Raw genomic sequence first — 24,960 nt, forward strand, 5'->3', positions numbered from 1 at the left:
TGGCGTGGGTTAGGGGGGATCTCAAGTCTCGGTGGTACATCGAAAAACTTTGAAATGCTTATCAGACTAGGCTTTCACGTTAAGTTGACACCAATGGGTGCGATCGCACCAACTCCTGATAATTTAAATAACTAGAGGATTCCTAATTGAATTTTGGAAAATATCACTCCTCTGGGGTTCTTAATTAGTTCGGAAATGATGTTTGTATCTAAGCTGATTTACTCCTACACTAAATGACTGATTGAGGGTTTCATCTAAAAATTCTTCGCTTCTTGTAAACGATAATTTACCTCTTTTCTCGCTACCCCATCAGTTTGTAATTCTTTAGCTGTTTTTTTGATGTTATTTAAAGCCACAAATTCCAGGGTACGAATTCGCAAAATATCTAAGTTAGCTGCACTCAAAATGACTAATGGTTTACCATCGTTAGTTGTGGGAGGAACAGAATTAGGAATTTCTTTACCTACCCAATACCCCACAAAACCATCTGCATCCACACTACTGCAACTTAACTGACTCAAATCTTGGGAGTTATCTAAATAATGCCGTTCAAAATAACGTAAAGTTCCTTTTTGATAACTGTGACGTTGAGCGACTAAAGACCTTAAGGGACGGTGGAGAGATAACAGTTTAACTAAAGGCGATCGCTCTTGTTCTATGTAATTACTTAACTCACTGTCAACATTAAAATCAGAACCTTGCCAAATCCGCAATTCATCTAATTGACGACGATGAGTAATGAGATTCTGTTTTAGCAGTTTATCAATAATTTGTTGCCAATAATTAATCTGTGCTTCTGACGGGCGATCGCACATAGCTAAAGATACTGACGAGGGTGAAAAGTTTCATGGTTGGCAAATACTGGATTTACTGGATTGTCAAGATGTTTGAAGTTCAGACTAGTTTATATCATGATAGGATGTATATAATAGCAACTATTTTAGTTATTATGGCTCAAAAGTAAACAAGAGTTTTTATTTACTCAAAAATTTTTAATTAATAAATTTATTTTCCATAAAATTTGAATGCTGATATAAAATCTTACATGCTTATCTGAACTTACTCTAAAAAGTTTAAACCAATCAGAATAACATCATTTTCTGAAACCAATGAATATAACTGCTTTTTTTTATACATACAAGATATTATATAGTGTTTCTCTGGTGGATAAGGTACATACAGGAGAGACGATAAGCTAAGTTTGTCAATTAAGGTTTTTGGTATACCTCACCACGTAGGAACCTCGTTAGATATCATAATTTATCTAATAGCGTGTATCTTTACTATGCAGGAATAAATAAAATTAATTTTCTGTGAGTATCTTTGACAAATATGGGAAATGTATTTATATGTTTTATTAAACAGATATATTTTAATATTTGGTTTGACTAAAAATAACATATTTTTGGCTATTTTTATTAGTTGTTTCTTGACAACTCAACATTTTTCTTCAGGAGAAAAGACAATGGAAAGTTTTAATGAGTATCATCTGAATCCACAAGAATTTTCTTTTCTTGAAAGCTTCCAAAATAACTGGCAAATGATTAAAGATGAGTTTACGCACTTTATTCATCATGCATCTGATGAGGAATTAAAATTCACTTACGAGGTTTTGGGGCCTAAAAGTAAAACGATTAAAACTAAGGGAAATGCAAAATACAGTGCTTTTGGTATTTTATTTCAAGGGTTATTCATTGAAAAATATATCCAATTGCATCAAATACAATATCCTGATTATGAATCAGATGATGCATCTAAAAAAGCACTGACATTGAGAGATAAATATTTCTCAAATTTGGCTAAGGTGATAGAAAAAGTCAACTTTAGTAATGATGGTATCATCAGAAATGTGTATTTTGGTACATTCCGCCCAGGTTTAGATATCAAGTTGCATGTGAACAATAATCCTCACATGAATCGGGGCTATTTAGGATTAATTGTGCCAGAGGGGGATGTGGCTATGAAAATATGCCATGAGCAGCTTTACTGGTATGAAGGAAAATTCATGGTTTTAGATCACAGCTATCCACACTGTCCGCATAATTATACCGATTATGACAGAACTGTTTTGGTTGTAGACTTTTTTAAACCGGATAAGCCTAGAGAGGAAGTAATACAGTTTGAACAAGAGCAAGTTGCACAACGTATGCAAGATAATCCTTACAGTTTAGGTGTTTTTGGTAAAAGCGATAAAGCGAGAGAAGAAGATTTTATCAAGTATGGTTTGGCTCATCAGTTAGAGTGGGATAAAGCCTTATAAGCTTAGAGAATGTCTGAAAAATCTCATTTCTCGCTTTACCTGGCGACTAGAAGTCGCGGCTACACAATCAAAACCCGCCTCCGCGGGTTAAAAACCAATAGTTCCCAAAAGCAAGGTAAACATAATATTTGGAAATGAATGCAGAAACTTACAGAAAGTTAATAGCAAAGCAACTTAACAAAGATTTTAAATCTGCTGTTGAAGTTGTTGAGGTTCCTATTCCTAAACCTGCTGCTAGTCAAGTTTTAATTCAAAACAAATTTGCTGGGATTAATGGTGGCTTTGACACTTTACTTTGTCGTGGTGATGTTCCCTATGTTAACTTGATTCCTCCCTTTGATTTGGGTGTGGAAGCGGTGGGAGAAGTTATCGCTATGGGTGAAGATGTCAAAGATTTTCAAATTGGTGATGCTGTAATAACTACGGCGCGTGGCGGTGGTTATCGAGAATATCAGGTTATCGATGCAAACTTAGCGGTGAAGGTGCGCCAAGCAACACCAGAGTTGCTCACACTAATGCCTACAGGTGTATCAGCTTTGGTTGCATTGGAACAAGTGGGGGAGATGAAAAGTAATGAAGTGGTTTTAGTGACAGCAGCAGCAGGGGGAACTGGTCATATTGCGGTGCAATTGGCAAAATTAGCAGGTAATCATGTTATTGGTACTTGTAGTTCTGAGGCGAAGGCGGAGTTACTCAAAGAATTAGGTTGCGATCGCATTATCAATTATCGTACAGAAAATCTCAATCAAGTCCTCAAGCAAGAATACCCCAATGGAATTAATCTAGTTTTTGAGTGTGTGGGTAAACAGGTTTTCGATACTTGCGTTGACAACTTGGCTATGCGGGGACGTTTAATAGTAGTGGGTTTCATTTCTGAATATGCGAAGAACTTAGAACAAGTTACCCAACCTCGCATTTATCACCAGCTATTTTGGAAAGCTGCTTCTGTTAGAGGCTTTCTCATGCCTCATTATCAAGAATATATGATAAAAGCACGCGATCGCCTGATTAACCTCTTCTATTCTGATAAACTCAAAGTTGCCGTTGACTCAACCCAGTTTAACGGTATAGAATCCATTCCTGCTGCTGTAGAATACCTCCTGAGTGGGCAAAATTGTGGCAAAGTAGTTGTTAGATTTTAGCTACAAATTGAATTTTTGAAACTAACTAATGGTAGTAACTTTACAACCTAAAATCCTAAATTGTATAAAAGCTTAGATATTAAAAGGCAATCAAAATGACACAAGAGTCAGAAAATACTTTGAAAGTTGCTCAGCAGGCATTTGAGTATCTGACACATGGTATGGCTACAGGGGAATGGGAAGCATTGTTAAATATGCTCACAGAAGATTTTACCCTTTGGTTTCCAATGGGTAAATTTCACGGGTTAAATATAGGAAAAGAACGAGCTAGGGAGTTTTTCTACTATGTTTCTGAGTCCTTTAATCCAGGGTTGAAGTTGAATTCTCTTGACCGAGTTACTAGCAATGAAACAACGGCTGTTTTTGAGTTTCGAGATGAAGGACTTTTATTCGGACAGCCTTATAAAAATCGGGTAGCCGTTTCTTTTGATGTGCGTGGTGACAAAATCTGTGGCTATCGGGAATACTTTGGTAGTGATGGTAAATCGTATTAAATAATTCGTAATTCGTAATTACGAATTATTTAATTCACTTTGGTTAGTTCCTCTCAGGGTTTAGTTGGTTGATTTCTTTGCACTTAGCTTCTGCGGCTTGATATGCTGCTGAATAGTCTTGACCACCCAGCATTACGTCACCGTAATATTCATAAGGTGGATCACCATAGATTGGTAGGGGATCGTCTTCTGGATAATCTTCTTTTGATTCTTCGATTACTGCTTTCAGTTTTTTTGCGCTCAGGCTTTGTGCTGAAAAATACCAAAGTTCTTGAGGATTTTTGTTTAGGTGCGGTAGTGTGGGATCGACTATGATTAGTTCGGAGTCTTTGCCTAGCTCAATCCAACTATGTTCAATTGGTCTGTATGGCTTACCAGCAAAAGCTAAAAATCCCTGAACATACCTTGATCCCTCCGTTACTAATGCTGCTTTGTAAGCATTCTCAAACGGGGTACTAGCCTTGCTGTTTATACGTTCAGCTGTTTTGATTGACAGCGTTTCATCCAATGGTTTGTTCATCAATAGCGAGGATTAGAGCAGCCATTAGAACATTTTATCACTTTTACTTATTATCTTGCAGGGAGTAAGAATAATTAACGATACTTGACCCTTGACCGAATAATTAATCATTAATTCCTAGCCCTCACGCTCATTTTTAATAAGGTAGTCTCAAAGAACGTGGAGAGTTCAGAAGCTCACACTGATAGCGCAGCGTCTCGTAGAGAGCATCTTTAAATTATGAATTATTAATTATTTTGACTCCTACTTTGTATTAAGAACTAACTGTAAATTTCTCAATAAATCATTTGATGTGTAGGGTTTGGACAAAAAAGTTTTAACATTATTACCAAGAATTTTAATCATTTCATGGTTGGAGGTTAGCCCGCTGACACCAATAATCTTGATGTTTGGGTTAATTTTTTTTAACACATTGATAGCTGTTGGCCCATCCATAGATGGCATCATCATATCAATCACCACAACACTAATTTCTTGTTGATGTTGTGTATACAGTGCGATCGCTTCAATACCATCACAAGCTACTAAAACTTTGTAAGCATTTTTTTCTAAACAAGTTTTAGTAATTTCACGAATTGAATCTTCATCATCAATAACTAGAATAACTTCCCCGTTTCCTGCAAGTAATTCGTGATTTCCAGCTAATTTGTTAGCTGTCTCAATTGTCTCGGTGATGGGTAAACACACTTGAAACTCTGTGCTTCCCACTCGACTAACTACATTTACAAAACCGCCGTGGCTTTTAATGATGCCAAGTACTGTTGAAAGACCTAGCCCTGTACCTTTTCCCACTTCTTTTGTAGTGAAAAATGGCTCAAAAATTCTATCTATTATTTCTCTAGGAATTCCTGTGCCTGTATCGGCGACGGTAATCATCACGTAGGAACCCACCTTAGCATCAAGATTCATCCGGGCATAGTTGTTGTCAACCCAGAAAGTCTTGGCGGAAATCTTCAAGATACCGCCATCAGGCATGGCATCACGAGCATTAATGCAGAGGTTCATTAGTACTTGGTGCAGCTGAGTAGCATCGCCGGAGATATTCCACTGATTTTGTTTAGGAATATCGATGCGGATTTCAATAGCTCTAGAAAATGTTTGTTTAAGAATTTTTCCAATTTCTGAAATTAAAATACGCACCTCTAAAGTTTTAAAGTTGCCTTCAGCCCCTCGTGAAAACCACAGCACTTGTTTAACTAAATCTGCCGCACGTTTAATGTTTGTTTCCAAAATTGTTAGCCATTGCTGACTTTTTTGATCTGAAAGTTTTGCTTCTATGAGTTGCACTGTCATCATCATTGGTGTCAGTGTATTGTTGAGATCGTGAGCGATACCACTTGCTAGAGTGCCAAGACTTTCCATGCGCTGGGCCCGAAGAAACTGCGCTTCGAGTTGTTTTTTCTCTGTAATGTCAGAGTTGACAATTAAGATAGATTTGGGTTGTGCTTCATTATCGCGTACTAATGTCCAACGACTGGCAACGATAATTTCTTTGCCTTGTTTGGTAACTTGATGTAATTCACCTTCCCACGAACCATCTTCAGCTAGTATTTTCTGAATGTTTTTAAGTTGCGCTAAATTTCGTTTTTTATACAGAAGCCGATTGGCATTATTATTTAATACTTCTTCTGACATCCATTCGTAGAGATGTTCGGCTCCTTTATTCCAAAATTGAATTTGATTGTCTAAATCTTGGACGAGAATTGCATCTGTGGTAATGTCTAATAAAGCGGCTTGTTCACGAATTTTCTGTTCTGCTTGCTTGCGATCGCTAATATCAAGAACAAAACCGACAGTGGTCTGTTGAGACTTTTCTACAAGCGCACGACCAACTACCACTGGAACACGGCTACCATCTTGGCGAATGTATTCTTTCTCGAAAGGAGTAGAAACTCCAGCACAGATTAATTCTGCGATCGCTCTTTCATCTAAACTGTAATATTCTGGCGGCGTCATATCTTGCCAACGCAGTTTGCCTGAAAGTAATGCTTCTCGGTCATATCCTAGCATGTGAAGAAAGGCATCATTAGCTTCTGTAATGTTGCCACGCAAATCTGTCAAAGTAATGCCAATGATATTCGATTCTACCAAACGGCGAAAACGGGCTTCACTTTGCTGGAGTGCTACAAAAGCTTGCTCTCTTTCAGCTTGTGCTTGTTTGCGTTCCTGTAACGCGGCTTGCCGTTCGCTAATATCAATTATAAAGCCTGCCATGCGAGCAACTTTACCTGTGCAGTCTAAAAATAAATACCCATTATCTTCAACTGTAATGTAAGTACCATCTTTGCGACATACACGAAATTCCAGATGCAATCGCTCTTTTGTGGATAAAGCATGCTTAATCTGTTGGTTAAATAAATTTCTCTCTTCAGGATGAATTAACTCTAAACAACGCTTCAAACCTCCTGACATCTCAGCCATAGAGTAACCTAATATTTCTTCAACGTTACCGCCATATTTAATATCGTTGGTATGTAGGTTCCAGTCATAGAGAATCTGACCACTCGCCTGAATTAATGCTTGATAGCGATTATTCCACTCAGCTAATGCAGCTGAATGCCGGCGTAATTCCTCCTCTACTCGCTTACGTTCAAATATTTCTACCTCTAAACGCTCATTTTGTTCTGTGAGTTTTTTTGTGAGGTTTCGCAAACGTAGATGGATGTTTACTCTAGCTAAAACCTCGTCATATTCTAAGGGTTTGGTAATATAATCTACTGCGCCAAGATTCAACCCTTTGACTTTATCCACTTTCTCACTAAAAGCAGTCATGAAGATTATAGGAATATCTTTAGTGGCTAGATTGGCTTTCAAGCGTTGGCAAGTTTCAAAACCATCAATTCCTGGCATTAATACATCCAACAAAATTAGATCTGGAAAAGCATATTCTGCTATTTCAATTGCGCTTTTTCCATTTTCAGCCACCATAACTTTAAAGTTTGAATGCTCTAGAAAATGGAATAATACTTCTAAATTACTGGGAGTATCATCGACTATTAAGATAATATCTTTATGAATTTTATTAAGATTCATTTTTTGCCTCTTATTAAAATCTTTTTATTTAAAAGGTTTTTGATTTGTTTGCTTTTAAAATTTTGACAAAGTAAAAATATCTCTAGCGAAGGTCAAATCAATTCGCGGCTGTATAGACAAAATCTGGAAATACTGATGTCTCCGGCGTCTATAAAGCAAGCATCTGTTACAAAGTTCAGCTGTTTTGACCTCATCAATCACAAGCCTGGCTCCTGTTTGATTTGAGAATATTACATTTTCTGCAAAATTTTTGAGATATGTGCCAATTGTGAACTTGAAAGTAAAAAGATTTAATTAAAAGTAAACTAACTCCAGAAAATACTGACAAAAAACTAGTAGTCTGCCAACCCAAAATTGCTGGATGAGGGTTGGGGAAAGGTTAAAGGGAAAAAGATAAAACACATGCATCCCTTTACCCCACCAAGTTCACGCAAGCAAACTACTAAGGCTTACTGAGAATACAATCAATAACGGGTTGTGGAGATAATTAGCTGCTAGGTTTAAGTGCTTTGAGTTGACAATCTGAGTGAGCGATCGCTACTTGCAATTCTAGCTCGTTAATCTATCCCAGACGTTCAATATCAATCTTAATTAAGAGAATACTGAACAAAAAATCATTCCATTTTATCCGTCCAAGCCAGAGTGCGGTTAACTGCCTTTTGCCAAGTAGCGAAGTTAGACACGCTCTTGCTTCTTGGCTCAAATACACATTCAATCTGCCGCTGGCGCACTAATGCTTCATAGCTATGCCAAAATCCTATAACTAGGCCTGCTGCAAATGCTGCACCTTGAACGGTGGTATCGCGCATTATTGGACGTTCAACTGGGATGCCTAAGACATCAGCCTGGAACTGCATCAAGAAATTGTTCTCACAAGCACCACCATCTACAATTAATCGCCCCATTGGAGTACTGCTAGATGCATTAATTGCCTGTACGACTTCTAGAACTTGATAGGCGATCGCTTCCAAGACGGCGCGGACTAGATGCTGTGGTTGTACACTGGCGGTAATGCCGAAAAAGGCTCCTCTCGCGCTCATATCCCAGTGGGGTGCGCCTAGCCCGCTAAATGCAGGCACGAAGTATACTCCACCATTATCCGTAACCTGATTTGCCATTGTTTCGGTTTCAGCAGCAGTTGTAATCAGCTTGATGCCATCACGCAACCATTGGATACAAGCGCCAGTAGTAAACATACTGCCTTCTAAGGCATAGCCTACATCCATCCCGCTTTGGTTTGCTTGCGTCCATGCCACTGTGGAAATTAATTGATGTTGGGATCGCACTGGTTTAGAGCCAGTGTGAGCTACCAAAAAGCTACCAGTACCATAGGTGCATTTCATCAAACCGGGGCGATCGCAGCCATGACCAAACAAAGATGCTTGCTGATCTCCTAAAATGGCAGCAATGGGAATTTCTGCGCCAAGTATTGCGGCATCGGTAACTCCAAATACTCCCAAGCTGGGCTGAATTTGAGGCAGGATATGAGCCGGAATTTGGAATATTTCGAGTAATCTCTGATCCCACTCACAACTGTGGAGATTCATCAGCATTGTACGGCTAGCATTGCTGTGGTCGGTAGCATGGATTCCACCTGTAAGGTTCCACAGCACCCAACTATCAATAGTGCCGGCTAAGACGTTTTTGAGGTCAACGTCTGTAAAATGGTCTAGCAGCCACCTGAGCTTAGTAGCAGAAAAATAGGCATCGATAACTAATCCGGTGCGATCGTAAATCTCTTGAGCATAGCCTTGCTCTTGTAACTGATGGCAAAGGGGAGCAGTACGCCGATCTTGCCAGACAATCGCCCGATGCAATGGTTTGCCTGTAGTTTTGTTCCAAATCAAGCATGTTTCTCGCTGCACCGTCAGCCCCAGCGCCGCAATTGCCGATGGTGGAATCTGGGCATTCTCAATTGCGGTTTGCATCACCCAGCAGGTATCCTGCCAGATTTCTAGGGGGTCATGCTCTAGCCATCCAGGCTGAGGGTAATACTGTGTCAGTTCTTTGTATGCCTGTCCGACAATCTTGCAGTCTGCGTTAAACACAAAGGCACGGTTGCCTGTCGTACCCAAGTCTAGCGCTAAGATATAGCCTAATGATGTTGTGCCGTCAAGTGTCTGCATAACCGCCCTGAATGCCATGATAGCGATTGTACAGCTATGGGTATTGTAATCCTAGCCATGCATTATGTTTTTTGAACAAAATTGCTATCCAAAATATAAGTTCAATAGATAAATATACAACTTAGAATAATTAATTTATTTTACTTTAGTTTACTAATAGTATCTTTCAAAATTATATGTTTTGTTGAGTCGAAACTGATTATACCTTGTTGTTGTAATTTACCCATTAATCGGGTAATTGTTACTCTGGTAGTGCAGCAGGCATTAGCAATATCTTCATGAGTGAAGCGAACACTGAAGCGAGTTCCCTCCGACACAGATTCACCAACTTCCTGTTTTAAAAGTTGCAATAGATGGTGCAAACGCTCTTGTACCCGTCGCCTTCCAGCAATCACTAAAAAAGATTCTGTTTGCTGTAACCGCTGATTTATTTTTGGCAAAAGGACATGGCTTAGCATTGGTTGAGCAGCTATCTCTGCTACATGAATTGACACTAACTCGACATCACAGAGGGCTGTTGCTTGGTAAATATTTAGAGAGGTCATACTAGAGCCAAAAACCATTCCTGCTGTTGCCAACCCGATTACTATTTCTTCGTTTGTGTCACAGAAGGTACTTAATTTGACCCAACCATGACAAACATACAAAATTTCTAACGGGTTGACGGGAATATTTTCTCCTTTGGAATATTTTTGCACAGAGCGATCGCCGATGAGGTCACTGTCATTGTTAACTAAAGTTGATTCTGCCCGTCGGCACTCATTAATCTTACGTAACGTCCAGCTTAGAGAGATTGGCTTGGCCCACTGATTACGGACAACTGCCACTGTCAAAGCTGCATTAAAATACTCGCCATGACGTTGCTGCAAGCGTACTATTACTTCTTTAACTTTGTCCGATTGGCATAGCTCAATGATTTGACTCCGAACGTAGTGACGTTCTTCTAAAACGACGAACTTAAGTATTGGTTTGCTCACAAGAAAATGTTTGGAAACATTAAGTAACGTTGCGGCAGCTAGGTTAGCTTCTTGAATTATGCCTTCTGTATTAGTTACTAAATAACCCTCTGGTGCAAACTCGAATAAATCTTGGTAGCGTTGGCGTTCTACTTCTAGCAAATTTCGTGTTTGTACTAGTTCCTCGTTTTGCTGATACAGTTCTTCTACCGCTAACTGCACTACCTTTGAGGTGCTATAAAGTTCCTTAAAAGCTTGCGGTAACAAGTCTGGTGGAATCCAAGGTAATACTGTAGCAGTTTGGTATAAATCTGCTAAACGCTTATGCAATGCTTCTGTACGTTGAAGAAATAGTTCTATGTCCACTGTAACTTCCCGCTACTTGCTTGCAAAAGTTGGGCAAAAAAGTCAATTGTATAAAAATACTGTTGGTAAATCAGAGTTAACAGCCGCATTTGCATTGAATTATTACCGAATGGTTACTTCTGTTAGCGGTTACTGCTCACCTGACAGCAGATTCATCTTTAAGAACACTTTTGCTTGTGGGATTTTACCTATACATTCGCCAACAGTAACCGTAGTATTGGATTAAAGTACAACATTTAGCAAGCTGCTGAGTGACAAAATTAACCTTTGCCAAGTGGAATTTATATTTAACTAAGCTCTAGAACGGTATATTTTTTCAGGCTTTTTGAAAATTACTGTCGTCCTACAATACAGATAGGCCAGTAATCTCGATAACAAACATCAGGGTTTAAACTAGAATTCATTGAAATAATTGATAGTAACGCATTGATAATTTTTACTTTGACACACCTCCTTGACAAATATTTTACAGCTTGCTGTTGCCAAATGATAAAGCTATAGCCAATCAGAGTCATCAAACAATCTGGCTGTTGCGTGAAGAATTAAACTAAGTCTGACAACAGTTTGTATATAGGTAAATTAATCTTTACTAAGGGGATGTTTTAAAAGGGTCTTTATCTGTCATGTTGTAGCTATACTGACCGTAGGGTATGCAGCGTAGCGGAATGAAACATCTGATGTATGTGGTCAAAAACCTAGATTCTTTTCTACGAGATGCTGCTTTGTAGCTTGCTTCCCCGTAGGATGCCCAAAGGGCTGTAAGGCGAACACAGTCATCTGCGGAGGGAAACCCTCTCGTAGCGCTGTCTCACAGTAGAAGCGTCTACAGAATGACATTTTTATCTTATCTTGTGACTTTACAAACATCCTCTAAAATTGCTCTTTACTTTTGAATGATGCTTCTGTTGTTTAACCAAAATTTATTAAGCCTCGATAATTTAGTATTTATGTTCTTTATTGCTATTAGTCATCACAATAACTATTAATATTTTGTGCAACTTCCACCACAGGAATCAAGCTACTACTACTGAAGGGGTAGAGTTTAGTTAACTTTGTATGTGTTTATGAATACAATTAAATTTTATGTAATATTTTACACTTTATTAACCTACACTAGTAAGCGAGCGACAGGGACAGTTTTACTTAGTAAAACTCTATATGGTTCAGTTAATTTAACGAAGTCAGAAGTCAGAGAGAAGACGGAAGAAGGATGATCCTTCTGATATCATGTCCGCTTAATTAGTTATAATTCCCGCATCTGTGCAAAAATCGGAAAATCCTCTTTCCCCCTGCTCCCTGCTCCGGTTGCTGAGCGCAGTCGAAGCACTGCTCCCTTACGGTCTTAATGATAAGTCTTTCGCCGGACACGATATGACTCCTGACTCCAGAGTTCTTCCTTATTGTTCAGCATTTATTCTGGCGGGGTTGGAATCTCCGTACTTATTTTTCCTTCTTCCTTCTTGTTCAATCACTCAAAAAAATGTATAAATGTATAGAGCAACACCCAGTTATTTAATAATAATCCGTCTCTTTAGTTAGAGATAAGCAAAATAGTAACTTGCTGTAATTGAAGAATGCGTAACAGCTTATCAATGCGCGAGTTCTAAGGAGTGATAGGTGAGGTGTAAATGCTATCAAGTCTTATCACTCCTCTTTTATTACTGTCCGATGTTAAGTAATTTTGCCATAGCTAGCCGTTGCAATTTACCAGTGGCTCCACGAGGTAGTTGACCCAGAATATGAATTTGCTTGGGGACTTTGAAATCTGCCAACATAGTTGAGCAGTGTGCTAAAAGTTCTTCTTTGCTGGCTTCTGCTTTGAGAACTACAGCGGCGTGGATATCTTCTCCTAAAGTTTTGTGGGGGACGGCAAAGGCCAGAGCTTCAACAACCTTAGGATGGCGTAGCAAGACATCATCCACCTCTAAGGGAGAAATTTTTTCCCCACCTCGGTTAATCAACTCTTTAATACGTCCAGTTAAGCGGAGATAGCCATCTTCATCCAGTGTGCCTTGATCGCCCGTGCGGAACCAACCGTTGACAAAAGCAACGGCATTAGCTTCTGGGTTGTTTTCGTAGCCGTCAATAACATTGGGTGCTTTAATTACTACCTCGCCTAAGCTTCCTTGCGAGAGCAGATTGCCATCAGAGTCCATGATGCCGACTTCTACACCAAAGCCATAGCCAACAGTTCCGGGTTTCCGCACTTTCGGCGGTAGGGGGTTAGTTGTCATTAAGTGAGATGCTTCGGTCATACTGTAAGATTCCAGCACAGGAGCATTCAAGGTTGCTTCCAGCTGTTCGATGATAATCGGGGGTAGAGAAGCACTACTTGAGCGAATGAAGCGGAAGGGGTTGGCTTTGACAATTTCTGTGTTGCGGCTAGCGCGTGCCAAGATTGTCTGGTGCATGGTGGGCGCAGCGGAGTACCAGGTAGGTTTGAAGGTTGCTACAAGTTTCCAAAATTCTAAGGCATTGAAACCATTGGGACAAACTAGTGTACCGCCAGATGCCAAGGTTGCCAGCAAACACCCCACCAGTCCGTGTATGTGAAACAGTGGCATTAAACAAAGTGTAGTGTCAGATGCCGTTAGGGAGTAAGCACCGATAATGTTGTTGGCTGAGGCGATCAGGTTCCGATGCCGAATGGGGACACGCTTAGGGCGACTAGTAGTCCCACTGGTATGCAGAATCATTGCTACATCATCGGCATTCGGGGCTACAGGATTGAGAGATTCTTTTTGTGCTGAGCCTGCTTTGACTAATTCAAAGCTTAATGTGCCGTCAGGGTTGACTTTGGCATTGATTAGCATCATGTCAGATGTGGTGGCAGACACCGCCGCTTCTGGTTCCTCAGACAGAGTAATCAGCGCTTTTGCCTGGGTATCTTCGTAATAAAAGGCAAATTCTTCTTGCTTATATTTGGGATTTAGGGGTGCAGCAGTGCCACACAAGGAAGCAGCAATAAAGGTAATTGCCATCGGTGAACCGTTAGCCATAGCAATGGCAATGCGATCGCCTTTGGTGTTGGCGTTGACGAAGCCTCTCGTAGAGAAGCCATCGCCTCCTTTTAACCCAAAGCTGTTAAGTTGAGATACTAATTCAATAACATTTCCACGCAATTGTTTATAGCTCAGTGATGCTCCATTAGGTGTGACTAAGGCTGGATGATTGTCTTCCCCTGCTAAAAGCTCAAATAAATTCATTAAGTAACCTCCAGAAAACTCTATCTCGTTGTAGGAATAATTGTTAAGTAAAAACCTGTATTTTAATATACGTTTTATTAAAAAATATTGTGATTTTGTATAATATCAACCATTATTTGCTTTCTTTTACATGTAAATTAACGGCAAAAATCAAAAGTTAAAATTAAGTTAATACTGTATTTCTCGCTACTTAGACTCAAAAAAATCTTTTCCAGCAACTAAACCAAATTAATAAATATGGATCGTCGGAATTTTCTAAAGTATGCCACTTTAGCAGGATCTAGTTTTGCCTTAGCCAGCTGTATTCAGGGTAGAAATTCCAATTTACAGAGTGATGTATCTCCCTCAGCGTCGCCTGTGGTAGGAAATGAACTCTTAAAGGTAGGATTCCTTTATGTAGGGTCTGTGAGAGATTTTGGTTGGACTTATGCCCATGATTTGGGGCGCAGGGAAATGGAAGCCAATCTTCAGGATAAGGTAAAAACTACCTTTGTCGAAAATGTCAACGAGGGTGCTGATGCCGAGAGAGTGATTCGCCAACTGGCATTAGATGGCAACAAGTTGATTTTCACAACTTCCTTTGGCTACATGAACCCTACAATTAAAGTCGCCAAAGATTTTCCCAATGTGGTCTTTGAACACTGTGCCGGATACAAACGCATTGCCAATGTTGGCACTTATTCAGGACGCTTTGAAGAACCGCGGTACCTAACTGGCATGATTGCTGGGAAAATGACAAAATCTAATGTAGTTGGTTTTATCGGAGCCTACCCCATTCCAGAGGTGATTAGAGGCATAGGTGCATTCGCCCAAGGACTGCGGGCAACAAATCCCCAAGCAAAAGTTAGAGTATCTTGGATACAAAGTTGGTATGATTCAGCTAAAGAAAGGGAAGCAGCTCAAGCTTTGATCAATTTAGGCGCGGATGTCATGACGCAGCATACTAACTCAGGTGTCGTTGTGCAACTAGCTGAGGAAAAAGGTATTTATGCTTTTGGTTACAACACCGATATGAGTAAGTTTGGTCAAAAAGCACACCTGACATCTGCAATCAATAAATGGGGCAAATTTTATACAGATAAAGCTTTGGCTGTGATGAGTGGCACATGGCAATCACAAGCGGTTTGGGATGGCATTGGTGAAGGGATGGTAGATATTTCTCCAATGAATAAAGCGATTCCGGCTGATGTGCAACAATTAGTGAACACGAAGCGCGATGAGTTTATTCAGGGTGCTGCTCATCCTTTTGATGGCCCAGTAACAGACCAAAAGGGAGTAGTGCGAGTACCAAAAGGCAAGGTGTTAGATGATCAAGGACAACTAGCGATGGATTGGTATGTTGAGGGAATTGAAGGGTCAATTCCCAAGCGCAAATCCTAGCTGTGTTGTATATTTACGGGATGATTTATCTCACGCAGAGGCACAGAGACACAGAGAGAAGTCTGAGCGGCGGCTTCCACCGTTGGCGCAGCCCCACCGTAGGAAACTTTTCAAGACAGGCATCAGAACTTCGGAAGAGAGGATAAGGAGTTTGAGATTTCAATACATCAAATTTCATCCCCTGAATCAGCAACACCAGATTTTCAAGCCTGTTTCTTTTACGAATTACTTTAGCGTAGCCCATTACGAATTATGAAACATTTTCTGCAAATTTTCTGGCTGCGTAACCGCTAAATATTGCGCTGCCATTTCTGGTGTAAGCAGTTCTAGCATGACTTTGTTTTCTAACCATAACTCGATGACATCGAAGAAAGATTCGCGGTTACAACGTAAGACTCTCCAGCCTTCCCGTTTTGCAATCTGCTCGATTTTTTCTTGAGTAGAAGAGACAGAGATTGCTGCATGAGTAGCTGTAAACCCAGAAGAGGTAGCCGCTTCTGCAAACATACACTGATCATCTCCTTCACCAGGTATTAGCTGAGTTTTCAACGGATAAACTTCAATTCCCGTCCCATGTTCGTCGAGAGGGAAAACCATGTAACTACCTGGGTGAGGAAAGAAAGGAAAAGCTTGCCCATTCAATATTTCAGCTAGAACCTGGGCAACGTGCTGAGGGTTTTGAGCAGAAATAGAAATGTGATGAATCATATTTGTTACCTCATACCCCATAATTATGATGGGGTTGATAAACTTGTTGGTTTGCGGAGTGCTTATCTAGTACGATTAGCTTTATTATTTTTCAACGCATTTTGAGCATTTTATGCATTGAGTATAAAGAAGGCTACCAAGAAATGAATGAGTTGGTTTCTCGGTTGCAGGTAACAGGTATTTCTTTTTTACTACAGAAGGAGAGCAAGAATCAGAAAGTTTAATGATTTGATACTCTAAGCTAGTTCTGATTGACCATCAAAACGGCGAAACAAAAACAGCCAAAGTGGTAAAGAACTATTAATGGCGATGAGTCGCACTAAATGACCAGTTGTGACAATTTCAACATTATGATTCAATGCCAGGGAAACTAAGATCATTTCGGCTGATCCTCCTGGTGCTGTAACCAACAGACAAGTCAACCAGTCCCAAGAGGTTAATTGCATAGCAAGTATAGCAGCGATCGCTCCGGCAGCGAGGGTCATCGCAACAGACATCAAAGCGTAACCTAGAGTCTGTTTTCCAAAAGTGGGTTTGTCTCCCCAATACTCACCAACAGTAATCCCTAAAAGCATTTGACCTAATAAGTTGATTACTGGTGGTGGATTAAAGTGAATATCTCCTACAAAAGGCAGGCAATTGAGCAAAGAATTAAATCCTATACCAATCAACAATGCCCCAAAAAAATCGCCAGCAGGAATTTTAAATAAAATAGCAAGATAAACTACTAATCCAGTAACTAATAATACTAATAACAGTAATTCTAGTTGAGATAGATCGAGATTAAGTAAAGCACTTTTCACAGGCAGGGTTTGCGGATTCCAGTAATTACCAACTGATGTTCTGGCAATAAAGGGAATTGTCAAAACTACGGTTGTGACACGAATCGCCTGAACTAAAGCTACTAAAGGAACATTGCGATTGTAATCGGCGGCAATAGCTGCCATAATTCCTACACCACCGGGAACTGTAGCTAGCATTGCTGTTAATAAATTGGTTTGGCTCATGCGAGAGTAAATGTAGCCAATGCAGCCGCCACACAGTAACAAAAACAAAGTCAGAAAAATAAAAATCGGAATACCAGAAGCAACACTGGTTAGATTTCCGTGGATACTGGAACCGACAGTTAACCCTACAAATGCCATTCCCACTTTTCTGGCAGTACGGTTAGGTTTGGGGGAATATTGATAGAATAGCCGACATCCTTGAAGAACTAATGTACCGGCAGCAATCCCACCAAATATCCAGACAATCCCGCCAGTATAAAACTTTGCCAAGAGTAAACCCAGAGGTAATGCCAAAAGCATTTCTAAGAATAGAATAATTAGTTGCTTAAATAGCTTGGCAATAGCAGTATCTTGATGAGTGGGTTCCTCTAAAACGGCAGTAATACTTATACTTTGATTCATCGATATGAGTTTTTTTAATTATTTTAACTATGCACTTAAGCTAATGCGATCGCGCAATCTACCTAGAGTTTAAATTCAAAATATCTAGAGGATGACATGAGGTAAGTTTAAATGAGATTTAACCATAGCACCAATCAACAGGGGTTTATAGCTTGCATAACATCACATCATCTTTTGAGCGCCAATATTTTGTATTTCCTGTATTTGGTGATATTAATTGTAACGCTTTACGAGATGCTCCCGAAGTTCTGACCAAAGGAAGCCTTCTGCATTCTGCAAATTGCTACAAACTTCTATTTGCGTAGCTTGCTTCTACGTAGAGGTATGCGAACAGCATCACATAGATATTTTTTTTACCCAGAAGGGGCAGGCGGGGCCCCCTCTGGGGATAAGCTACGGTGTACACACATCTCTGTACAAAACCAAAATCTTTGTATATCCTCCTAAATCCCCCTTCAAAAGGGGGACTTTGAGAGGTTTTTGCCCCCCTTTTGAAGGGGGGTTGGGGGGATCAAAAGCCTGTGGGGCAACTCTAAAAGACTTGTGTGTACACCGTAGCTGGGGATAAGAGGCAGGAGGAGAGGTAAAAGCCTCGCTTCGCACTTCGTTCCTCTGCGCTAACGTGGGCGAAAAAATCCTTGTAAGGCAGGTTGAAACCCCACTCCTTGTGGGTGGCATCATTTCCCCTTTAAGCTTTTCCCCTCTTCATAAATAATGAAACAGACTTGATATAATATGAAGATAGAGCACAACTGATGTTGTACCCTATAAATACTCTGTATTTATGTTAAGATTTCAACTTTTTAGTCTTCGTCAAGTGCTGGGAAAACTTCCTCAAACTGCCACAACCTGTCTTTATTTTCGACGAACCAAATACGAGTTTCTGGAGTTAATTTACTCCAAATAATGTCAACAGGAACATGAGGAGATGCATATTGGTATTGCTCACCAAGTGACTTGAGATTGTCTGTCACATCATGAGGGATTCCAAATTCATCCCAGTCAACTGCTATATTTCTTCCTGAGACTCCCGCTGTGGGATCAAAAATCAATTGTGCAGCTCTCACTAAGTCAGCAAAGTGTTTCGGTTTAAGTCCGGTTATTTCTTGAACGTGGAATGATTCGTTATGCTCTTGAGACATTGCCGCTGGAGTCATGAAAATTAGTGGTGTATTGAACTTACTGCCAGAGATTTTTATCCCAGTAGCTCTAGTTGAGTGCAGAGCCACTAAATTCACTTATCTTTCTTTTTGTCTAGATTTTAGCTTATAATTACTGTTATAAAGTTGCTCATAATATTGCTTTCACATTTGGTATTTACCATTAGTAATAGAGTGTCATAAATCTTAAAATATCAAGCTAAATTTTCATTTTACATACCAGATTAATGAAGATTCAGCTTCTAGCAAAAGGTTTTTTTAAACTAAATAAATATCTATCCAGAGATAAATTACTAAAATTTGCAAACTAGCTTAGGGTATATAGAGTTTCGGCTACAAGTATTGGATCTTCTAAAACGATTTCATGCCCTATATTCATCATTCTCAGTTATTGCGTTATGGTGTAGTTGTATTAATTGTTGCACTTCCATTTGTGTTAACGCTGATGCTAGACCCGTGGTTAGGCATAAGTGAAAGTCCATTCTTGCTATTTTTTAGCGCTGTAGTGGTGAGTGCTTGGTATGGTGGTTTGAAGTCAGGGCTGTTAGCAACCGTCTTGTCTGCTCTACTGGGCAATTACTTTTTCCTTTTGCCAAGGTATGAACTGAGTTTTGACCTATCGAGTTTAGTGCAAATCGGTTTATTTGGATCGCAGGGATTTCTCTTCAGTATTCTCTGTGAAGCTCTAATGACTGCCAAACGACATGCTGAAGGAAATTTAGAAAAGCTTAGAGCGAGTGAGGAACGATTTCGATTAGCGTTAAGCAGTTCAGATATCGTGGTCTTCCAGCAAGATCAAAATTTGCGATACCAGTGGATTCATAATCCTCAAGGTGTCGAAGCAGCTGAGGAAATGTTAGGTAAATCTGACTATGAATTATTTTGTGTCTCACAAGCAAAGCAACTAGCTGCAATTAAGCAGAGAGTAATCGAAACAGGTACTTCCGCCCGTGAAGAGGTTTCTCTGACAGTGGGTGAAGAAGATCGTTACTATGATTTAATAGTTGAACCGCTCAAGAGTGAAGAGAATAGTAGCATTGAGGGCGTTAGTTGTGCGGCTGTGAATATAACTGAGCGCAAGCAAGCAGAATTAGAAAACGCCAAGTTGCAGCAAAAACTCCAAGAAGCCAATCAGCATAAAGACGAATCCCTGGCGTTGTTCGATGCTTGGCTCGCTAGTTCACCAGTGGCGCTGACTTTTCTTGATACTGAACTTCGCTACGTTTATGCTAATGAAGCGCTGGCAGCCATGAACGGTACACCACAAAGTCAACACATTGGTCGTACTTTAGGCGAGGTATTGCCACAATGGGTAGAGCAACTAGAGCCAATCTTACGTCAGGTGATGCAAACAAAAGAACCATTACTTAACCAGGAAGTGAGTGGTGAAACATATCCGCCTGGGGTGCATCGTTGTAGTCTTGTCAGTTATCATCCGGTGTGTTTAGCAGATGGGCAAGTGCTGGGAGTAGGCGTAACTGGAATTGAGATTACTCAACTGAAGCAAGCTGAGCAAGCATTACGCGAAAGCGAAGCAAAGTTTCGTAGTGTAGTTGAGTCAAACATGATTGGTATTGGTTTCTGGGATAGTGGCGGTAGAATTACAGAGGCCAACGATGCTTTACTGAACATGGTGGGTTATACCCGTGAAGAATTACTGGCTGGAAGACTTAACTGGCAAGATTTGACGCCGACGGAATACCAGCTACTCGATGAGCAAGCACTGACTCAATTTCAAAATAGCTTGTTTTGCACCCCCTTCGAGAAGGAATATATTCGTAAAGATGGCTCACGTGTCCCAATTCTGATAGGTGGTAGCCATTTTGAGGAGACTTCAGATAGAGGAGCTTTCTTTGTTCTCGATATTACAGAACGCAAGCAAGCTGAGGACGCACTCCGTTGTATTGCTCAAACTAGTACTACACTTTCTACTTCTTTAGATTATGAGGAAACCTTAGAACAGATTGCTAAAATCTTGGTTCCTCAACTGGCTGATTGGTGTTGTATAGATATTATCGATGAAGATGGTTCTGTTCACCGCCTAGCTGTTGCTCATGCAGATTCTTCAAAAGCAGAGTGGGCGCGTCAACTTCAGCAATATGTGCCAGACTCCAAGGGTACAAGTACCATTGCTAGAGTACTGCAAACTGGGCAACCAGAATTAATCACAGAAGTATCTGACTCACTACTAGCTGGAAATACTCAGAATAATGAACATTTGCAAATTGTGCGGCAGATGGGAATCAAGTCTGCGATGATTGTGCCGTTAGTGGCACGCCAGAGAGTACTCGGCAGCATTACGTTTGTCAGCGCTGAATTAGATCGTCACTACGAGCAATGTGACCTAGCTTTAGCAACCGATATTGCCTGTCGCGCTGCTTTGGCATTTGAAAATGCCCGACTTTATCAAGACATCCACGAGGCTTTGCTGCATTACGCTGAATCATTGTCTCTTCTGGATGCCCTGCTGGCAGGTGCTCCTGTCGCTGTATGCTTTTTGGATAGAGAACTGCGATATATCAGGATAAATAAGGTGTTGGCTGATATTAACGGTTTGAGCATAGAAGAACATTTGGGACGCAAATTCGGAGAAGTATTACCAGAAATGGCGGCTGAGATTGAGTCGCTGTTACAACAAGTACTGGATACAGGAGAACCTCTGCTAAATGTGGAAATCAGCGGTGAAACACGGGAACAACCCAAAAGGAATAGCTACTGGCTGGGCAACTATTACCCTGTCCATAACGCATTGGGTGAAACGGTAGGAATTGGGATTATTCTGGCAGACATGACAGCAGCAAAACAAACAGAAGTTGCCCTGCGCGACAGCGAAGAAAAGTTCCGAACCATGTTTAATCAGGCAGTTGTCGGTATTAACTTGGTGGACTTGGATGGAAGATACCTCCAGGTGAATCCTGCGATGTGCGACATTACCGGGTATAGCAGTGAAGAGTTAACCCAAATGACCTTCCAAGAAATTACTCATCCTGATGACATAGAGCCTGATTTGGCAAATGCTCAGCGAGTATTGGCAGGGGAAATTAGTGGTTATTCTTTAGAGAAGCGCTATATTCGCAAAGATGGTTCTCTAATTTGGGTAAACCTAACTTCATCAATAGTTTGGGATGCTGACGGACAGCCAAAGTATGCATTAGGTGTAGTCGAAGATATTAGCGAACGGCAAGCCGCGCAACGCGATCGCCTAAAGGCTGAGGCTGCACAAAACTTTTTAGTCGAGGCTAGCACTCTATTAGCTTCTTCATTAGATTATGAAGTCACGCTGACCAACGTGGCTAACCTAGCAGTTCCGACTTTAGCGGACTTGTGTATTGTAGATATTTTCCGGGAAGATTGGTCAAATAAACAGATGGCGCTAGTAACAGCCGACCCCGCAAAACGCCAGATTTTAGAGGAAATACAACGGGATTATTCATCCAAAAACGGGGCCCAACAATTTCTTGTATACAGACTGCGGCAGGGGGAATCCGTCTTTTATGCCCAATTTCCCGACTCTGCTTTTATCCAGATGGCTCAAAACGCAGAACATCTGCAATTGATGCGAAGCTTAGGTATTCGTTCCCTAATGGTGATACCTCTGCGTTCCCGTGGGCAATTATTTGGCGCGATCGCTTTTTTCACAGCTGAATCAGGTCGTTACTACGAAGCAGCAGACTTGGCTTTAGCAGAAGATGTTGCCCGTCGGGCAGCCACAGCAATTGATAACGCCAGACTCTACCAAGAAACTCAGCATGCAAAACAAGCAGCTGAGCGAGCTGTCAATCGGACGGTGCTTTTACAAACAATTACCGCTGCCCTTTCAGAAGCCCTAACTCCCCAGCAGGTAGCTGATGTGGTAATGAACCAAGGAATTGCTGCCTTGGGTGCTAAAGCTGGTTCGGTTCTGTTACTCACTGAAGATACTTCCCTAAAAATTGTACAAGCAATCGGCTATCAGCAATCAACTATAGATGCTTTTGACAATTTTCCTTTGACTGCTTCTATCCCCTCAGCGGAAACAGTACGAACTGGTGAGCCAATCTTTATAGACAATCGAGAAGCTTGGATTGAGAAATATCCTAATTTAGCGGATATTCCTCCTAAAACTGGACATTTTGCTTATGCTTGTATTCCTTTAATGCAAGACGGCAAAGCAATAGGGGCATTGGGATTAAACTTTGACACTGCACAAGCATTTAGTGAAGAAGACCGGGGATTTATGTGGACTTTAGGGCAACAGTGCGCCCAGGCGATCGCCCGCGCTCAACTTTACGAAGCAGAACAGAGGGCGCGAAACCAAGCCGAAACAGCCAACCGGATTAAAGATGAATTTCTCGCTGTTCTTTCCCATGAATTAAGAACTCCCTTAAATCCCATTCTGGGATGGGCAAAGTTATTGCGAACCCGCAAGTTTGACGAAGCAACTGTAACTCGCGCTTTGGAAACAATTGAGCGTAATGCTAACTTACAAACTCAACTCATTGAAGACTTGCTTGATGTTTCGCGGATTTTACGAGGTAAGCTTAGCCTCAACATCTATGCAGTGGATTTGCATGCAACCATCGCCGCCGCCTTAGAAACAGTGCGCTTAGCAGCAGAAGCCAAGTCTATCGAAATTCAAATGTTGCTGAGCAATGATGTTGGACAAGTTATGGGTGATGGCGATCGCTTGCAACAGGTAATCTGGAATCTAGTCTCTAACGCTGTGAAATTTACACCCTCAGGCGGACGGGTAGAAATCCGGCTAGAACAAGTTGACTTCAACGCTCAAATCAAAGTAACTGATACAGGCAAGGGTATCAACCCAGAATTTTTGCCTCACGTCTTTGAATACTTCCGTCAAGCTGACGCCAAGACAACTAGGATATTTGGCGGACTGGGACTAGGACTAGCAATTGTGCGTAATCTGGTGGAACTGCACGGTGGTACTGTTGAGGTAGAGAGTGCCGGCGAAGGACAGGGAGCAACATTTACAGTTAAGCTACCGGTGCTCAAAAATTCTGAGTCCCAAGTGGTGAGTGCTGAATCTTCTGTGTCGGAAGCCGATAATCAAGACTCATTACTTTCTGGAGTACGAATCTTGCTTGTGGACGATCAGCCTGATGTGCGAGATTTCTTTAGCTTTGCGCTAGAACAGTTTGGGGCGACTGTAACACCTGTAGAATCGGCAACTGAAGCACTAGAAGCACTAGTCCAGTTAAAGCCAGATATCTTGTTAAGCGATATTGGGATGCCGATAATGGATGGCTATATGTTGCTGCGCGAGATCAGAACATGGTCAAAAGAGCAAGGTGGGCAAATTCCGGCGATCGCTTTGACTGCCTATGCTGGAGAAATTGACTACAATCAAGCAATTGCAGCCGGATTTCAAAAACATGTCCGTAAACCTGCTGATCCACTTGAGTTAGCTACAGCGATCGCTAATCTCATCGGACGCAACCAGTCTTGAGCTTCACTGAAGAGTGCTGTTAGCGTAAGTAGCTTAAAGTTTATAGTCAGGACTTTAGTCCTGATAATCCTTGTTTTGAGCAATGAATCGCTCACTACGAACTAGGATTTTTTTATGTTACAGAATCACATGTAGAGACCGTAGATGTAACGTCTCTACAGGGTTTCGGGTTTTATTTATATAATTATACCTATCTACTTAGCAGGGCGTAGCCCCAGAGCGAATTACGTAGCTTGCTTCTCGCCGGAGGCGAGTATTACGAATTACGAATTATGATCATACTTGTGAAGTGAGACACCTTCGACAACAATGTCCTCTTGTGAAGAAAAACCGTTTTCTTTAACGAAAGTCAATGTTAATTTAGAGATTTTTAACGGCTGTTCGTGGTTTTTTACCTGCTCAATTAGTTTGTCGGTAATATCAAACAGAAGAGTTTTTGTCACTCTTTCTTTGCTTGGTAACTCAAAGAAACTCATCACACCAGCATAATAAGCAGCTTTATTAGCAGTTGTGATATTAGGTAGATTTATATAAACACTATAAGTTTCTGTTGGTCTTCCTTGGAATGACACTTGAACATCAAGCACATAACTTATTTTTGTAGAAATAAAAGTTGGATTGAAGTCAATAGGAGTGGATAGGAGAAGGGTGAATATTGTTGGTTCAGTAGTTAACTTCATAACAGTTAGGGAATAAATAAATGTCCGACTTCTTAAATAAATCGGACATTTACTTGACATCATAAACTAAATAT

General features: G+C 40.7%; 15 protein-coding genes. 5 read left to right on the top strand and 10 right to left on the bottom strand.

Features of this window, described 5'->3' with window-relative positions; translation table 11 throughout:
- Positions 1–254: 254 nt before the first annotated feature.
- Complete coding sequence (locus HCR01_RS28640; protein WP_226889700.1) at positions 255–815, bottom strand: hypothetical protein; 561 nt, start codon at positions 813–815, stop codon at positions 255–257.
- Positions 816–1,465: 650 nt separating this feature from the next.
- On the opposite strand from HCR01_RS28640, the gene HCR01_RS28645 reads away from it, so the two are divergent.
- The 3 genes from HCR01_RS28645 to HCR01_RS28655 all read left to right on the top strand — a co-directional run bounded on the left by HCR01_RS28645 (position 1,466) and on the right by HCR01_RS28655 (position 3,896).
- Positions 1,466–2,260 (top strand): aspartyl/asparaginyl beta-hydroxylase domain-containing protein, encoded by a 795-nt coding sequence (locus tag HCR01_RS28645; RefSeq protein WP_193199459.1) that lies wholly within the window; start codon positions 1,466–1,468, stop codon positions 2,258–2,260.
- Positions 2,261–2,394: 134 nt separating this feature from the next.
- Positions 2,395–3,402, top strand: a complete 1,008-nt coding sequence (locus HCR01_RS28650) for a quinone oxidoreductase family protein (RefSeq protein WP_193199420.1) — start codon at positions 2,395–2,397, stop codon at positions 3,400–3,402.
- Positions 3,403–3,497: 95 nt separating this feature from the next.
- Positions 3,498–3,896, top strand: coding sequence for a nuclear transport factor 2 family protein (locus HCR01_RS28655; RefSeq protein ID WP_193199421.1), 399 nt, complete (start codon positions 3,498–3,500; stop codon positions 3,894–3,896).
- Between the two features lie 43 nt (positions 3,897–3,939).
- On the opposite strand, the gene HCR01_RS28660 is transcribed toward HCR01_RS28655, so the two are convergent.
- The 5 genes from HCR01_RS28660 to HCR01_RS28685 form a co-directional block, all read right to left on the bottom strand.
- On the bottom strand, positions 3,940–4,416 hold the full coding sequence (locus tag HCR01_RS28660) for a hypothetical protein (RefSeq protein ID WP_193199422.1): 477 nt from the start codon (positions 4,414–4,416) through the stop codon (positions 3,940–3,942).
- Between the two features lie 243 nt (positions 4,417–4,659).
- Positions 4,660–7,449: a response regulator gene (locus HCR01_RS28665; protein WP_320073199.1), complete on the bottom strand. Its 2,790-nt coding sequence runs from the start codon at positions 7,447–7,449 to the stop codon at positions 4,660–4,662.
- Between the two features lie 614 nt (positions 7,450–8,063).
- Positions 8,064–9,575, bottom strand: coding sequence for a glycerol kinase GlpK (gene glpK / locus HCR01_RS28675; RefSeq protein ID WP_193199423.1), 1,512 nt, complete (start codon positions 9,573–9,575; stop codon positions 8,064–8,066).
- A 140-nt stretch (positions 9,576–9,715) separates the two neighbouring features.
- Positions 9,716–10,897 (bottom strand): helix-turn-helix domain-containing protein, encoded by a 1,182-nt coding sequence (locus HCR01_RS28680; RefSeq protein ID WP_193199424.1) that lies wholly within the window; start codon positions 10,895–10,897, stop codon positions 9,716–9,718.
- 1,658 nt (positions 10,898–12,555) lie between these two features.
- Positions 12,556–14,103: an acyl--CoA ligase gene (locus tag HCR01_RS28685; protein ID WP_193199425.1), complete on the bottom strand. Its 1,548-nt coding sequence runs from the start codon at positions 14,101–14,103 to the stop codon at positions 12,556–12,558.
- A 237-nt stretch (positions 14,104–14,340) separates the two neighbouring features.
- Between HCR01_RS28685 and HCR01_RS28690 the strand changes: the two genes are divergently transcribed.
- Positions 14,341–15,483: a BMP family ABC transporter substrate-binding protein gene (locus HCR01_RS28690; RefSeq protein WP_193199426.1), complete on the top strand. Its 1,143-nt coding sequence runs from the start codon at positions 14,341–14,343 to the stop codon at positions 15,481–15,483.
- A 243-nt stretch (positions 15,484–15,726) separates the two neighbouring features.
- Here HCR01_RS28690 and HCR01_RS28695 read toward each other — a convergent pair whose 3' ends face one another.
- From HCR01_RS28695 to HCR01_RS28705, 3 genes are all read right to left on the bottom strand, one after another.
- Entirely contained in the window at positions 15,727–16,191 is a 465-nt protein-coding gene (locus HCR01_RS28695) for a hypothetical protein (protein ID WP_193199427.1), read from the bottom strand.
- A gap of 236 nt (positions 16,192–16,427) precedes the next feature.
- Positions 16,428–17,600: an AbrB family transcriptional regulator gene (locus HCR01_RS28700; protein WP_193199428.1), complete on the bottom strand. Its 1,173-nt coding sequence runs from the start codon at positions 17,598–17,600 to the stop codon at positions 16,428–16,430.
- 803 nt (positions 17,601–18,403) lie between these two features.
- The gene (locus HCR01_RS28705; protein WP_193199461.1) at positions 18,404–18,742 is read right to left on the bottom strand and encodes a hypothetical protein; all 339 of its coding nucleotides are present in this window, start codon (positions 18,740–18,742) and stop codon (positions 18,404–18,406) included.
- Positions 18,743–19,124: 382 nt separating this feature from the next.
- Between HCR01_RS28705 and HCR01_RS28710 the strand changes: the two genes are divergently transcribed.
- Positions 19,125–24,206: a PAS domain S-box protein gene (locus HCR01_RS28710; protein ID WP_193199429.1), complete on the top strand. Its 5,082-nt coding sequence runs from the start codon at positions 19,125–19,127 to the stop codon at positions 24,204–24,206.
- 263 nt (positions 24,207–24,469) lie between these two features.
- Here HCR01_RS28710 and HCR01_RS28715 read toward each other — a convergent pair whose 3' ends face one another.
- Positions 24,470–24,886: a hypothetical protein gene (locus HCR01_RS28715; RefSeq protein ID WP_193199430.1), complete on the bottom strand. Its 417-nt coding sequence runs from the start codon at positions 24,884–24,886 to the stop codon at positions 24,470–24,472.
- Between the last annotated feature and the right edge of the window lie 74 nt (positions 24,887–24,960).

The organism is Nostoc sp. MG11, from assembly GCF_014904695.1.
GTDB lineage: Bacteria > Cyanobacteriota > Cyanobacteriia > Cyanobacteriales > Nostocaceae > Komarekiella.